General features: G+C 58.2%; 15 protein-coding genes. 9 read left to right on the top strand and 6 right to left on the bottom strand.

Features of this window, described 5'->3' with window-relative positions; all coding sequences use genetic code 11:
• Positions 1–73: 73 nt before the first annotated feature.
• The 3 genes from ACTZWX_RS11010 to ACTZWX_RS11000 all read left to right on the top strand — a co-directional run bounded on the left by ACTZWX_RS11010 (position 74) and on the right by ACTZWX_RS11000 (position 2,547).
• A complete protein-coding gene (locus tag ACTZWX_RS11010; RefSeq protein WP_444713969.1) occupies positions 74–820 on the top strand; it encodes an AzlC family ABC transporter permease in 747 nt (248 codons plus the stop codon).
• Positions 810–1,121: an AzlD family protein gene (locus tag ACTZWX_RS11005; protein WP_072676606.1), complete on the top strand. Its 312-nt coding sequence runs from the start codon at positions 810–812 to the stop codon at positions 1,119–1,121. Before ACTZWX_RS11010 ends, ACTZWX_RS11005 begins: the two co-directional genes overlap by 11 nt.
• A gap of 85 nt (positions 1,122–1,206) precedes the next feature.
• Complete coding sequence (locus ACTZWX_RS11000; RefSeq protein ID WP_444713968.1) at positions 1,207–2,547, top strand: hypothetical protein; 1,341 nt, start codon at positions 1,207–1,209, stop codon at positions 2,545–2,547.
• Positions 2,548–2,739: 192 nt separating this feature from the next.
• On the opposite strand, the gene ACTZWX_RS10995 is transcribed toward ACTZWX_RS11000, so the two are convergent.
• From ACTZWX_RS10995 to ACTZWX_RS10980, 4 genes are read right to left on the bottom strand one after another with little or no spacing between them, the layout of a single operon-like run.
• Positions 2,740–3,462, bottom strand: coding sequence for a DUF3750 domain-containing protein (locus ACTZWX_RS10995; RefSeq protein ID WP_444714118.1), 723 nt, complete (start codon positions 3,460–3,462; stop codon positions 2,740–2,742).
• Positions 3,383–3,976, bottom strand: a complete 594-nt coding sequence (locus tag ACTZWX_RS10990) for a hypothetical protein (RefSeq protein ID WP_444713967.1) — start codon at positions 3,974–3,976, stop codon at positions 3,383–3,385. The genes ACTZWX_RS10995 and ACTZWX_RS10990 overlap by 80 nt, the downstream gene beginning before the upstream one ends.
• A 48-nt stretch (positions 3,977–4,024) precedes the next feature.
• Positions 4,025–5,191, bottom strand: a complete 1,167-nt coding sequence (locus ACTZWX_RS10985) for a GNAT family N-acetyltransferase (protein ID WP_444713966.1) — start codon at positions 5,189–5,191, stop codon at positions 4,025–4,027.
• Positions 5,192–5,250: 59 nt separating this feature from the next.
• Positions 5,251–5,628, bottom strand: a complete 378-nt coding sequence (locus tag ACTZWX_RS10980; RefSeq protein ID WP_444713965.1) for a hypothetical protein — start codon at positions 5,626–5,628, stop codon at positions 5,251–5,253.
• A 179-nt stretch (positions 5,629–5,807) separates the two neighbouring features.
• On the opposite strand from ACTZWX_RS10980, the gene ACTZWX_RS10975 reads away from it, so the two are divergent.
• A complete protein-coding gene (locus tag ACTZWX_RS10975; protein WP_444713964.1) occupies positions 5,808–6,497 on the top strand; it encodes a response regulator transcription factor in 690 nt (229 codons plus the stop codon).
• Complete coding sequence (locus ACTZWX_RS10970) at positions 6,494–7,810, top strand: sensor histidine kinase (protein ID WP_444713963.1); 1,317 nt, start codon at positions 6,494–6,496, stop codon at positions 7,808–7,810. Before ACTZWX_RS10975 ends, ACTZWX_RS10970 begins: the two co-directional genes overlap by 4 nt.
• Here ACTZWX_RS10970 and ACTZWX_RS10965 read toward each other — a convergent pair.
• The gene (locus tag ACTZWX_RS10965; RefSeq protein ID WP_444713962.1) at positions 7,787–7,981 is read right to left on the bottom strand and encodes a hypothetical protein; all 195 of its coding nucleotides are present in this window, start codon (positions 7,979–7,981) and stop codon (positions 7,787–7,789) included. The genes ACTZWX_RS10970 and ACTZWX_RS10965 overlap by 24 nt on opposite strands.
• Before the next feature lie 10 nt (positions 7,982–7,991).
• Here ACTZWX_RS10965 and ACTZWX_RS10960 point away from each other — a divergent pair, with 10 nt between their 5' ends.
• From ACTZWX_RS10960 to ACTZWX_RS10945, 4 genes are all read left to right on the top strand, one after another.
• Complete coding sequence (locus tag ACTZWX_RS10960) at positions 7,992–8,597, top strand: YigZ family protein (protein ID WP_342630895.1); 606 nt, start codon at positions 7,992–7,994, stop codon at positions 8,595–8,597.
• A gap of 73 nt (positions 8,598–8,670) precedes the next feature.
• Positions 8,671–9,198, top strand: a complete 528-nt coding sequence (locus ACTZWX_RS10955) for a DUF4136 domain-containing protein (protein ID WP_444713961.1) — start codon at positions 8,671–8,673, stop codon at positions 9,196–9,198.
• A gap of 21 nt (positions 9,199–9,219) precedes the next feature.
• Positions 9,220–9,579, top strand: a complete 360-nt coding sequence (locus ACTZWX_RS10950; RefSeq protein WP_072676617.1) for a translation initiation factor Sui1 — start codon at positions 9,220–9,222, stop codon at positions 9,577–9,579.
• A gap of 36 nt (positions 9,580–9,615) precedes the next feature.
• On the top strand, positions 9,616–10,869 hold the full coding sequence (locus ACTZWX_RS10945; RefSeq protein WP_444713960.1) for a D-amino acid dehydrogenase: 1,254 nt from the start codon (positions 9,616–9,618) through the stop codon (positions 10,867–10,869).
• A 63-nt stretch (positions 10,870–10,932) separates the two neighbouring features.
• On the opposite strand, the gene ACTZWX_RS10940 is transcribed toward ACTZWX_RS10945, so the two are convergent.
• The gene (locus ACTZWX_RS10940) at positions 10,933–12,579 is read right to left on the bottom strand and encodes a fatty acid--CoA ligase (protein WP_444713959.1); all 1,647 of its coding nucleotides are present in this window, start codon (positions 12,577–12,579) and stop codon (positions 10,933–10,935) included.

The following is a 12,579-nucleotide window of genomic DNA, read 5'->3' as shown; positions in this document are numbered from 1 at the left end:
ATTAGGGAAAATAATTTCTGGCTAGCGGTTATTACCTATTCGTGTTTTGGCGATTCCGGCTTAGTTTCTCGTAATGTCTGCCAACCCATACGCTTATCAGTTTCAGCCGCACAAGGTGCGCGCTGAATTTTTCCGTTTGCTCCCCATCTCGTTATTCGTGGTGGCGTTTGGTGCTGCCTTTGGCCTGGCGGCCATCCAGAAGGGCTTGTCGCCGCTTGAATCCATCCTGATGAGCACCACCGTGTTCGCCGGTGCGTCCCAGTTTGCCGCGGTGGACATGTGGGGCGCCGAAGTCTCGGTGCTGCCAATGATTGCGGTGGTGTTCGCCATCAACTCCCGGCATCTGCTGATGGGGGCCTCGCTGTATCCCATGTTTAGAGACGTTTCTCCAGGCAAGCGCTACGGTTTGCTGCTGTTACTGACAGACGCCAACTGGGCAGTCTCGGCGCAGGAGTATCAGAGTGGCCGGCGCAACCTGGAGGTGATCCTGGGGGGCGGGCTGGTGCTTTGGCTGGCGTGGATTATCGGTACCGGGTTGGGTGTGTACTTCGGTGGCCTGCTGCAGAACCCCAGGGCACTGGGCCTGGATATGGTACTGGGCTGCTTTTTGCTGGCCATGGCCCTCGGTGGCAAGAAATCGCCCCGCATTCTTGTGGCCTGGCTGGTGGCAGGTGCTGCTTCGCTGGCGGCGTGGAAATGGCTGCCGCCCAATATGCACGTTGTGGTGGGTGCACTGGCCGGTGGTGTGATCGGACTGTTCTGGCTGGAACCCGGAGCCCAGAGCCGGGAAGATAACCTGGAGGTCCGGCATGGTGATTGAAACCACAACCCTGGGTGTTCTGGCGTTAATCGCCATCATGGCAGTGGTGACCCTGGTAACCCGCTTCGGCGGGGTGTTCATCATGTCGTTCCTGCGTATCAGCCCGCGGGTTGAGAGTTTCATCAACACCATGGCGAGCTCGGTGCTGATTGCCATTATTGTGCCCATGGCGGTGGCTGGCGATCTGGGTGCCCTGGCTGCGCTAGTGACCACCGGCGTTGCCATGCTTGCCATCCGCAAACCTCTGCCGGCCATTACCCTGGGCCTTCTGGCCGCCGCGTTGGTGCGGTATCTCAACTAAGTCTCTGATTTTGTCTGGTTAAAAACTGCTCAAGTTTTTTGGTGTGGTGCCGATACCCTGACAGGTCAGTTGAGGTACGAACACCATGATTTCATCCAGTCAGATTTCCCTGTTTCAGAACAGCACCCGCCAGGTGCAGGCTATGGACAGTAGCCAGTTGCGCATTACCCAGCAGAACGCGGGTTTGCCTCAACAGGGATTACAGGCCGGCGCCACCGAGTTGTCTTTGTTCCGGCAGGCGGCCTACCGCTATAGCAGCCAGGAACAGCTTGCGTTCAGCAGTGCCAGCCAAGTCAATGGGGACAATCGCACAGCCTCGTTCACCAGTGCCGAGCTGATTGAAAAATCCGCCGACCTGTTCCTGCTCGGCCAGCAGGCCCTGACCGTGAGCCGGGCTGCGCTGGGTGGCGAGGCTGTGGGTGAATCCCAGGGCAGCCTGTCTGTGACCGCTGGCCGCTACATGTTCTATTCGGCAAGCGAGAGTCGCAGCTTTGCCTCCACCGGCAGCATTACCCTGCAGAATGGCGAAACCATCGACTTCACGCTGTCGCTGCGCCAGTCACAGTCACGCACCTACGAATACTCCGAACTGATCCAGATCCAGGAACGCCCGCTGACTGACCCGCTGGTGATCAACTTCGGCGCCTCCACCGCGCGGTTGACCGACACGTTGTTCGAATTCGACATGAACGGCGACGGCCAGACCAGCCAGTTCGCCAGCCTGGGTGCGGGCAGTGGCTACCTGGTGTTCGACCGCAACGGTAATGGCAAAGTGGACGACGGCTCTGAATTGTTTGGTCCCCAGACGGGTTCAGGTTTCAGCGAACTCGCCAAGTTTGACGACGACGGCAACCGCTGGATTGACGCCAACGACGAAGTGTTCAAGTCGTTGTCGGTCTGGGTACAAACTGCCGATGGTGGCCAGGCGTTGCGGTCACTGGACGAGGTGGGCGTGCAGGCTCTCTATGTTGGCAGCGTGGAAGATCAGTTTACCCTTACGAACCCTCAGGGTGTGCCACTGGGCCAGATCAAGGCCTCTGGTATTTACCTGACCACGGGCGGTGAGGTACGCACTTTGGAAGAACTAGACCTGGCGGAGCAGAATACCGAGTCCGCACCGGCGGAGAGCAACTTCCTTGGCGTGCGAGGTGGTAATGAAGCCGTTAATGGCAACGGAAATGGAAACTCTAACGGTAATGGCCCGGTAAGTGCCCGCATTGAAGCTATCCAGAACGCACTGGAAAAACTGAACGAAATTCGTAAGAAGCAACAGGACTTTATCGAGGCTTCCAAGGATCAGGGCAAAAAGAAATCACCGCTGGATGATTACCTGAAGCTGATTGACCGGCTGCGCCTGGAATTGCTTAATTCTCAGGACGAGAAAAAACAGGCGGCCAGTCGTTATTTGGAGTTTGCCAGGCTCTGACTTTGAGCTTGGGAGTTAGCGCCGGTCGGGTGGACCTTCCCAAAAAACGCTGTGAATACGTCCGTGTACGCTTGGCTCCGCCATCCCTGGCTCCGCACATTTTTGGGAAGGTCCACCCGACCAGCTCTTTCAAACTTCGGCGTGGTCGGCTTTAGTCTAGGAGGCTTACCCGCTCCCCGGCCGTGTTCAAAGTCAGGGAGTTGAATCTGGCATCGGATTGGGGTTTCTCAATGCCAGCTCACCAATCCCAGGTAACTTGATCCCCAGCGCCAAGGGATTAACACCCAGCGACAATCCCAGAATGTTCAGCTCTACGCCTTCCCGGACACCCGCCAGAACACCAACATAGCCTCCCAGCGAAAGCTGGTAACCGGCACCGCCGGGCGTTGCTGCCCCCACACGATTACCCAAGTAATCCTTGCCGATGGCGTGATTGGGTAAAGCCACGTTCAGCCCCGGGGTTTCCCGGATAACCCAGGCCACGAACGTGTTGCTGTTGGGGCCGGGCCAGGCTTCGTATTCGTTGATGTACGGGTATGACTCCACCGCCTTGTAGATGTCGGGAATCAGTGCCTTGGCATGCTCTCCCCGAATATCTGCATACAACTCTGGCCGGGCGCCGAACCAGTGGCGGTCAGGATCATCCGGGCGGGAGCTGACTACGTGCTGGCGCCAGCCAATCACCTCATGCACCTTGTAGTGATCGGCGCCTTCCTCTTTGGTGGCCACCCAGGTATGTACCGCGAAATAGCCCCGCCAGCTCCAGGCCCGGGCACCGTATACCTGGACAATGGCCTCGGAGGTGTCTGCCGCCGCCGGCGCTATACCGGCGCTGTCACGGCTGGCGGTTTGCCAGGCATTTCGCTCTGGCTGGGCGCCGGTGGCTGCCAGCAGGATAGGGCCGGAAAGCAGCAATAGCAGTGCGCCCAGAAACCAGCCGGAGTACTTCAATAGTCGTGTCATAGGCGTGTCCGTCGACCACTTCACTGCAGAACGGGCGGTTTCTGTTCAAAAAATTGCGGGCTTCGAGGGCGGCGTGCCGGGCTTCCAGCCGCAATTCCCCCGATGCCTCACCGGCTTCCACGGCCCTGAGGAACATGCCCAGGCGCTCGTAGAGGTGCCACACCTGTGGCCAGAGTTTATCATAGGCTTCTTTTTCAGTGAGGTACCGGGCTTCATCAAATGACGAGGTCACCTGTGATGGCGAACCGGGCTCGCCGGCGCGGTTGAACTGCACCACCCGAATATCGTCCACCTCCCGCCAGAGGGTGTCGGCACGCTCCCGTAAACTTGTTAACTGCCCCTGATGCCGGCGCCGGGCAGTGGCGGTAAACAGGATGGTGCTCAAGGCTAGCAGTACTGCCCCCGCCGAAAGCAGCAGCGCCAGGTTGTCTGATGACAGTAAATTTCCCAGTTGGCCTGTGTCCATGGCGTTCGACCTCCGTCGAATTCCCGTACTGAGGTTACAGTATAGAGGCTAATCCTGGTCCTGCTGTCGGAATGGCAGGGCGGATTGAGCGTCGTTAAAGTAACTTATCACATGCTCTGCCTCTTCATGTGTGAAGCTTTGGATAGCCTCCCGAAACCCCGGGTGCAGGATGCCGTGCCAGGAGTGAGTGATCGTAGGCTCGAACCCCCGCACCAGTTTATGCTCGCCTTGGGCCCCTGCGTCAAAGTGTTTTAGTCCCAGGGTCAGGGCAAGTTCAATGCCCTGGTAGTAACAGGTTTCAAAGTGCAGGTGGTTGTACTCTTCCAGGCATCCCCAGTAGCGGCCATAGAGGGTCGTGTCGCTGGCCAGGAACAGGGCGCCGGCAATCAGTTGGCCGTCACGAACCGCCATGATCAGGTGCAGGTGCTGTGGCATGGTTTCTCGTAACTGCTCAAAGAACGCTTTGTTCAGGTAGGGAGGGCGGCCACGCTTGAGGTAGGTGGCCTGATAGAACACGTAAAAGGCAGACAGTACCTGGTCTGAGATATCCCTCCCGTGAAAACGTTGAAAACGGATGCCTTGCTCGGCCACTTGCCGGCGCTCTTTGCGGATGGACTTGCGTTTGCGGGAGGTGAGTGCCGCCAGAAAATCCTCGAAACCCTGATAACCGTGGTTGTGCCAGTGAAACTGGCAACCTATGCGGTGCAGTTCGTCCTCATGCTGAAGTAGCGCCTGGTCGGCAGTGTTCGGGAACAGCAGGTGCCAGGAATGCGCCCCAAGCTGTTCGGTCAGGTTGGTCAGAAGCGAGTCGAGCAGTGCCGGTGTGAGCTGCTCGCGGAAGCCGTCATCCAGCAAAAATCGGGGGCCCTGGGAAGGGGTGAACGGCACGGCGATCAGGAGTTTGGGGTAATAGGGCAGGTTGTAGCGCTGGTAGGCTTCCGCCCAACTGAAGTCGAACACATATTCGCCCATGGAGTGGCTTTTCAGGTAGGCCGGGGCGAGGCCGCAGATCCTGCCGTTAACCCGGAACACCAGATGGCTGGGTGTCCAGCCGCTTTCGGTGCGGGTGCAGCCTGAGTGTTCCAGTGCCTGAAAGAATTCATGGCGCAGGAAGGGGTTGTCGCACCCGGCCAGCCGTTGCCAGTCACGCCCTGGGATATCGGCAATGCTGGCGCAGGTGCTTAGTGTGATTTCAGGAGCAGCGGGTTCGGTCATGGGGTCGGATCAAGCTTGTTTAAGTGACCCTATACCATACGACAGAACCCCGCTGGTGATCACTCCTGGGTGTCGGCGCAGTGCTTTTCCATTTTTTCCTGCCAGTTACCTAGGCGGTTTTGAGACTTTTCCTGGCGTTCCTGATGGATTTCGCTCCAGATCTGGCGCTGTTCTTCGTTCAGTTTCAGGCGATCGGCCATTTCTGCACGGTGCTCTTGCATCTTTTGCTGGCGCTTTTCCCGCTTCTCCTGGTACTTCTCCCGCATTTCTTCGCTGAACGGGCCTTTGCCCTCGCGGAAGTTTTCACACATTTCCTGTTTGTCCCACTTGCCCGCTTTATGCTTATTGCCATGATGGTCCGCCATGGCAACCGGGCTGGCGGCAAACAGTGTGGCCATCAGTACACCGGCGGTGAGCAGAGATGATTTAGCTTTCATAACGATTACCTCTAGGGTTCGGTTTTGCCTGTTAGGCGTTATCGGATGACTGCCATGGTACGCAGTGCTGAGTCAGATGGTGTCAGGCCGTTGTAAAGGTTCGGTAAAGAAAAAACTTGGCAGATCAGAACCCTCCGGCGCCCGTGCTAGACTGTGGCGGTGCAACAGGAGAGAGCAGCATGCAGAACCGGGTACTGTTGATTGAGGACGATGACGAACTGAGAGAATTGCTGGCCAGATACCTGAGCAATCAGGGCTTCACGGTACGAGAAGCGGCCAATGGCCGGGATGGCCTCGCCCTGGCCCTGGGGCAGGATTGCGATATCGTGGTTCTGGACATTATGTTGCCAGACATCAATGGTCTGGATGTGCTGCGCGAGCTGCGCGGTCAAACCCACCTGCCGGTGATTCTGCTGACCGCCCGGGGCGACGAGACCGACCGTATTGTCGGTTTTGAGGTGGGTGCCGACGATTACATCCCGAAACCCTGCAACCCCCGCGAGCTGGTTGCCCGCCTCCAGGCGCTGCTTCGCCGCATCGCCTGGGACCAGAAATCCGATGTGGATGCCACCCGCACCTACGGAGACCTGAGGGTGGAGCCCGGCCAACGGCGAATATATCAGGATGATGCGCCCCTGGAACTGACAGCGACGGAATACGAAGTGCTTCAGGTGTTGCTGGCCCACGCCGGCAGTGTGGTGCGCAAAACCGACCTGATGCAGTGGGCCCTTGGCCGTAGGCTGGAAGCCTACGATCGTACTTTGGACATGCACATCAGCAACCTGCGCAAGAAGCTCGGCAATGATGATCCTCCTCGAATCGAAACCATACGAGGCCTGGGTTACAGCTACCGGGTGCCTGCAGTATGAAGCGTTTTATGTTCCCCTTGTTCTGGCGAATTTTCCTATCAATCTGGCTCGCCATGGCGGTTACCGTGGTGGCCAGCAACCTCGCAACCCGGTATCTGCTGGACCGGGAACGCCAGGCCATCGAGCGCCAGGTAGGATTGCATGAGCTGGCCCGGGAAGCCCTGGCCCTGCGCTTGGGAGAAGATCGCGGGGCGATGTGGCGTTTTCTGAGAGCCGAAGGTGAGCGCCTTGACCTGCACCTGATGCTGATCGAAAAAGAAGAGGGGCATCACCGATTGCCACGCCAGATTCGGGAACGCATCCAGTCGGGCTGGTATCCCAACAAGCCTGCCGTAATCACTCTGGAAGAAGGCTATCAACTGGTCGCCTGGCCGCGGATGGGCAGTGATGGCTGGCTAGACCCTAAATTCTTCCGGTTTGTCGAGCTTGGTCTCGCCTTTGTGCTGATCTCTCTGGCTTGCTGGTGGATTGCCCGATTCGTTTCCAGGCCTCTGCGCCACATGGAGTCGACGGCAAAGGCAATCGCGGATGGCGACACCCAGTTGCGGGTTCCGAACAGGATTGCCCGCCGCCGGGACGAAGTCGGTCAGCTGGCCAGTGCGTTTAACGCCATGACCGATCGGCTGTGTCAGTTACTGGAACGCCAGAATCATCTGCTGCGTGATATTTCCCATGACCTGAGAACGCCGCTGGCCCGACAGCGGGTTGCCATTGAGCTTGCCAGTGACAGTGGTGCCGACCCCGCGCTTATGGACAGTATCCTGCGCCAGAACGAGCGGCTGGAAAACATGACCGGGCAGATTCTGACGCTTTACCGGGTGTCCGAGAACGGTGGTTCGATGGAGCGTGAGCCGGTGAAACCCCTTTCACTAATGAACCGGGTATTGCGGGATGCGGCCGATTACGCCGAACACCGGGGGGTGGACTGTAAACTGATCGCGACCGATGACACCAGGGCAGTGTCAGTGCTTGGCGATTCGGGGTTGTTGCAGCGCGCCTTGGATAACGTGTTGCAGAATGCGCTGGACCACACACCACCGGGGAAATCCGTGCACGCATCATTGGCTTTGGTGGATGGCAGCATCCAGCTGGAGATAGCGGATGATGGCCCCGGCGCACCAGACAAGCTGTTACAGCAGTTGTTCGAGCCGTTTTTCCGGGCTGACAAGTCCCGGGGCGGTAAAGGTTGGGGCCTGGGGCTGGCAATTTCCCGGGACATTGTTAACGCTCACGATGGCACGATCTCGGCCCGGAACCGTCCCGAGGGTGGCCTGCAGGTGACCATCCGGCTACCGGTTTTTATCGGTGGTTGACTGCCTTTTGGCAGTTTTTGGCTCGTCTTCGGGTTTAAGGCGTTCAGCGGCTGAGAAGTCGATGCCTTCTTGCAGCTCGTCCTCATCAAAGCGAATGCCGCAGGCCGCTTTGCGTATTTTTGCCGGGGCGGCGGTACCAGGACTGTTTTGATCGTTATCTTCGGAGGTCATAGGTTGCTCCATGAGTAAAGATTACCCTGTACCCTCAGGATACCTTGAGCGAGAAACGGAAGTGAAGAAGAGCCGCTTCATCGCCCGGGTGTATCCGGTAAGCTCTCGTGATGAGGTCAGGGAACATGTTGCTCGTGCCCATCAGGACTACCCGGATGCCCGCCATGTGTGTTGGGCTTACCAGATTGGCCGGCCCGGTTCGGCGGCAGAAGCCGCCATGAATGATGATGGCGAACCCTCCGGTACGGCCGGCAAGCCCATACTGAACGTGATCCAGCACAAGGACATGGGGGACGTACTGGTGATCGTTGTCCGCTACTTTGGGGGCATCAAGCTGGGTGCGGGCGGTCTGGTTCGCGCCTACGCCGGCGCGGCGGAGAGTGTGTTGTCGGAGGTGGGGCGGACCATACAGCAGTCCCGGGTGCAGGCAGAGGTGGTTCTGGGTTTTGCCGACGAGCAACCACTTAGGCACTGGTGTGAAGGCCATGAAGGTCACATTGAGTCGATTCGGTACAGTGACCGGGTCAATGCGTTGGTGTCGGTCCCTGAAATCCGGGCGGGTGAGCTTGCAGCGTTCTGTGATGCGCAGAAGATGGATTACCGTTTGGAAACCTGAACCCGGTGGCAAACTGAAAGTGCCCAGTCGGGCGTATACTGGACCATATGAGTGTTTAATGCAGGAGAAGACCATGCGAATGTTAATCATAGCGGTGATGGCCGCATTTATCACCGGCTGCGCCAGCAACGTGGTTACCGACTACAACTCGGCGACCGTGTTCGGAAACTTCACCAGTTGGGCATACGCACCGGGACAACAGGATTCCGGCTTCGCGTCGCTGGATGACAGTCGGGTTCGTGCCGCGATAGAGCGCGAAATGACCCGCAAGGCAATGAAGCGGGTTCCTGGTACGGAGGCTGATCTGCTGGTTACCTGGCAGATCGTTCCGGAAGAGCGCCTGGAGCAAGTGGGTGTAGGGCTCGGCTTCGGTTTTGGTCGAGGCAACTTTGGCTGGGGCGTATCGGCTCCGCCACCGGTTCGGGAAATCACCGAGGGCAAGCTGGTTGTCGAACTTGCTGATAGACGTTCCTCAGAGGTGGTCTGGCGTGCTGCGAGCCGCCGTTACCTGAACGAAAACCAGTCACCGGAAACCCGGCGCAAGTTGATTGACGAGGTTGTCTCGGAAATGTTTTCCAAATACCCTCCCGGCCTGAACTGATCAACAGGCAGAGGCTGGTGTATGGGAATGAAAAAGCGGGAAGGCGGCCTGGTTTTCTCCACAGAGCAGGGGCGTATGTGCCCGGAGTGTCGGAACCCTGTCGCGGATTGCACCTGCGGGCAGCCGGAACGGCCGTCGGGTGACGGAGTTGTTCGGGTCAGCCGGGAAACCAAAGGGCGAAAAGGTAAGGGAGTCACTCTGATTACCGGTATCCCGATGGATGACAAAGAACTGAAGGCCTACGCCAAAGTGCTAAAAGCCAAATGCGGCACAGGTGGTACAGTGAAGGACGGTGTGGTGGAAATTCAGGGAGACCAACGCGATATTCTCGTGCCCTTGCTTCAGCAGAAAGGATGGACGGTAAAAAAATCCGGAGGCTGAGATTTCACTACAGACAACGATTCAGTGGAGGCGCGCATGCATGTACTGGTTCTAGGGGCCGGTGTCGTAGGAGTTACCTCGGCCTGGTATCTGCACCAGCAGGGCCATCAGGTCACGGTAGTCGACCGTCAGAGCCAGTCAGGCCTGGAAACCAGTTACGCCAACGGTGGCCAGATTTCTGTCTCTCATGCCGAGCCCTGGGCCAATCCCTCGGCGCCTGTCAAGGTGCTGAAGTGGCTGTTTCAGCCGGATGCGCCTCTGTTGTTCCGCCCCCGACTGGACCCCTACCAATGGCGCTGGGCCTTGTCTTTCCTGACTCAGTGCACCTCAGCCAAGGCAGCCCATAATATTCGCCAGATGGTTAATCTGGGCACCTATAGCCGGGACTGCCTGCAGGCACTGCGCAGAGATGTGGGTATCGAATACGACCACCTCGAGAAAGGTATCCTTCATTTTTACACCAACCCTGCAGAATTCGATGCGGCCATGGAGCCCGCCCGGATTATGCGTGACCTCGGCTGTGACCGACAGGTGATCGATGCGGAGCGGGCGGTGCAGATTGAACCTGCTCTGCAGCCAGTACGCCATCGAATTGCCGGTGCCACTTACACCGCCGATGACGAAAGTGGTGATGCCCGGGCCTTCACCCAGGCGTTGGCAAAGAGTTGTGAGGAGGCCGGCGTAAAGTTTGTGTACGGGACCGAGGCGTTGGATTTTGATCGCGCCGGTGACCGTATTCTGGGCGTGCAGGTCGTTAACGAAGGCAAACACCAGATCCTTCGCGCGGACAGCTATGTGCTGAGTCTCGGCAGCTTCAGTGCCATCCTGGCCCGCAAACTGGGGCTATTCCTGAACATTTACCCCGCCAAGGGTTACTCAATCACCGTGCCGGTCAAGAACCCGGACGCGGCGTTCAATGTCAGTTTGACCGATGATGAGTACAAACTGGTCTATTCGCGACTGGGGGACAGGATACGGGTGGCTGGTACGGCTGAGCTCAATGGCTATACCCGGGATCTGAACTACACTCGGTGCCGGGCTATCGTGCGACGATCAGCGGAACTGATGCCGGAAGCCGCATACTGGGACAAGTCCGAGTTATGGACTGGTCTGCGGCCAGCAACACCTTCGAACGTGCCCTATATCGGGAAAAGCCATTTTGCCAACCTGTACCTGAACACCGGCCATGGCACCCTGGGTTGGACTCACTCCTGTGGTTCCGCAGCGGCATTGGCAGACATTGTGGCAGGGCGTAAACCCGAGGTTGACTTCACGTTCTCCGGGCTCTGATTTCCGTGCACAAAAAAGCCGGCGACTGCATGGCAGTGGCCGGCTTTTTTGGGTCGGAGGTGGTCAGTCCTTGAGCTGGTCTCGAATCAACTTCTTGTTGATTTTGCCAACACTGGTCTTGGGGATATCCTCCACGAAATCAATTTGCTCCGGGATTGCCCATTTGTTGATCTCGCCGCTCTCCACGAACTGTTTCAAGTGGCTCTGGATGTCTTCGACGCCGGCCTGCTCACCGGGTTTGAGTGTCACCAGGGCATGCGGCCGCTCGCCCCATTTCTCATCCGGAACGCCAACCACGGCGGCACCCGCCACGGCCGGGTGCTGGCTGATCAGGTTCTCAAGGTCCAGGGACGACAGCCACTCACCGCCAGTCTTGATCACATCCTTGATGCGATCCTTGATGGTCAGGGTGTTGTCCGGCTCCATGCTGGCCACGTCACCGGTGTGCAACCAGCCGCCTTCCCAGAGTTCCTCGCCCTTGTCTGCCTGTTTGAAGTAGCTTTGGGTCAGCCAGGGTGCCCGGGCAACCACTTCGCCCTTGGCTTCGCCGTCGTGGGGTACGGGCTTGCCATCCGGGTCGACGATTTCCAGGTCGACCATCGGAACCGCAATGCCGGTTTTCACCCGAATGGCGGTCTGCTGTTCAAGGGGCAGCTCCAGGTCTTCCGGCTTCATATGGGTAGCGCTCAGCAGCGGGCAGGTTTCCGACATGCCGTAGCCGGTGAACATCTTGATGCCGAGCTTGGCGCCGGCATCACACAGGCCCTTGGTCAGGGCGCTGCCGCCAATGAGAACATGCCAGTTGCTGAGGTCGGCCGTTTTGATGGACTCGGTGGCCATCATCATCTGCATAATGGTGGGTACGCAGTGGGAGAAAGACACTTTGTGTGTTTTCAGCAGGTCAACCAACAGTTCCGGCTCGTAGCGGCCCGGGTAAACCTGCTTGATGCCCATCATCGTGGCTGCGTAGGGCACACCCCAGGCGTGAACATGGAACATGGGGGTGACCGGCATATACACGGAGGATGAACGCAGCAGCGGCATTTCATCGAAGTGAGCAATGGTGCCGGTCATGGCCAGGGTGTGCAGTACCAGCTGCCGGTGGCTGAAATAGACGCCTTTGGGATTGCCGGTGGTGCCCGTGGTGTAGAAGGTGGTGGCCACGCTGTTTTCGTCAAAGTCCGGGAAATCGAACTGGTTGTCGGCTTTGGCCAGCAGGGCTTCGTACTCGCCAAGCGTGTCAACTGAGGTTGCCGTTGCGCTGTCGCTGTCGGTCAGTTGAATCCAGGTTTTGACGGTCTTGATTTCGTCTTTAACGCCTTCGATGATCGGCATAAAGTCGTCATGTACCAGCACCACATCGTCTTCCGCGTGGTTCATGGTGTACACGATCTGCTCAGGTGACAGGCGCACATTAACCGTGTGCAGAATGGCACCGATCATGGGGATCGCGAAGAAACATTCCAGGTACCGTGGGGTGTCCCAGTCCATGACGGCAACGGTGTCGCCGGGCTTTACGCCCGCGTCTGTCAGGGCGTTGGCAAGCCGGTGAATGCGTTCAACCAGGTCGGTATAGGTGTACTTGCTGCGGTTGGCGTAAACGATTTCCTGGTCCGGGTTATAGCGGGGGCCAGACAGCAGAAGCCGTTTGATCAGAAGGGAGTACTGATAAGCGTTGTCGGCCGCGGGGAGAATGCGGGTTTGTGCCAT

It is taken from the genome of Marinobacter sp. NSM (genome assembly GCF_052380025.1).
Lineage (GTDB): Bacteria > Pseudomonadota > Gammaproteobacteria > Pseudomonadales > Oleiphilaceae > Marinobacter.
This window is presented reverse-complemented; position numbering and strand designations above follow the sequence as displayed.

What these genes read in the sequence shown, in the direction of transcription:
- ACTZWX_RS11010 (WP_444713969.1), top strand. Translation starts at nt 74, where the DNA reads ATGTCTGCCAACCCATACGCTTATCAGTTTCAGCCGCACAAGGTGCGC.
- ACTZWX_RS11005 (WP_072676606.1), top strand. Translation starts at nt 810, where the DNA reads ATGGTGATTGAAACCACAACCCTGGGTGTTCTGGCGTTAATCGCCATC.
- ACTZWX_RS11000 (WP_444713968.1), top strand. Translation starts at nt 1,207, where the DNA reads ATGATTTCATCCAGTCAGATTTCCCTGTTTCAGAACAGCACCCGCCAG.
- ACTZWX_RS10990 (WP_444713967.1), bottom strand. Translation starts at nt 3,976, where the DNA reads ATGGACACAGGCCAACTGGGAAATTTACTGTCATCAGACAACCTGGCG.
- ACTZWX_RS10985 (WP_444713966.1), bottom strand. Translation starts at nt 5,191, where the DNA reads ATGACCGAACCCGCTGCTCCTGAAATCACACTAAGCACCTGCGCCAGC.
- ACTZWX_RS10980 (WP_444713965.1), bottom strand. Translation starts at nt 5,628, where the DNA reads ATGAAAGCTAAATCATCTCTGCTCACCGCCGGTGTACTGATGGCCACA.
- ACTZWX_RS10975 (WP_444713964.1), top strand. Translation starts at nt 5,808, where the DNA reads ATGCAGAACCGGGTACTGTTGATTGAGGACGATGACGAACTGAGAGAA.
- ACTZWX_RS10970 (WP_444713963.1), top strand. Translation starts at nt 6,494, where the DNA reads ATGAAGCGTTTTATGTTCCCCTTGTTCTGGCGAATTTTCCTATCAATC.
- ACTZWX_RS10965 (WP_444713962.1), bottom strand. Translation starts at nt 7,981, where the DNA reads ATGACCTCCGAAGATAACGATCAAAACAGTCCTGGTACCGCCGCCCCG.
- ACTZWX_RS10960 (WP_342630895.1), top strand. Translation starts at nt 7,992, where the DNA reads ATGAGTAAAGATTACCCTGTACCCTCAGGATACCTTGAGCGAGAAACG.
- ACTZWX_RS10955 (WP_444713961.1), top strand. Translation starts at nt 8,671, where the DNA reads ATGCGAATGTTAATCATAGCGGTGATGGCCGCATTTATCACCGGCTGC.
- ACTZWX_RS10950 (WP_072676617.1), top strand. Translation starts at nt 9,220, where the DNA reads ATGGGAATGAAAAAGCGGGAAGGCGGCCTGGTTTTCTCCACAGAGCAG.
- ACTZWX_RS10945 (WP_444713960.1), top strand. Translation starts at nt 9,616, where the DNA reads ATGCATGTACTGGTTCTAGGGGCCGGTGTCGTAGGAGTTACCTCGGCC.
- ACTZWX_RS10940 (WP_444713959.1), bottom strand. Translation starts at nt 12,579, where the DNA reads ATGGCACAAACCCGCATTCTCCCCGCGGCCGACAACGCTTATCAGTAC.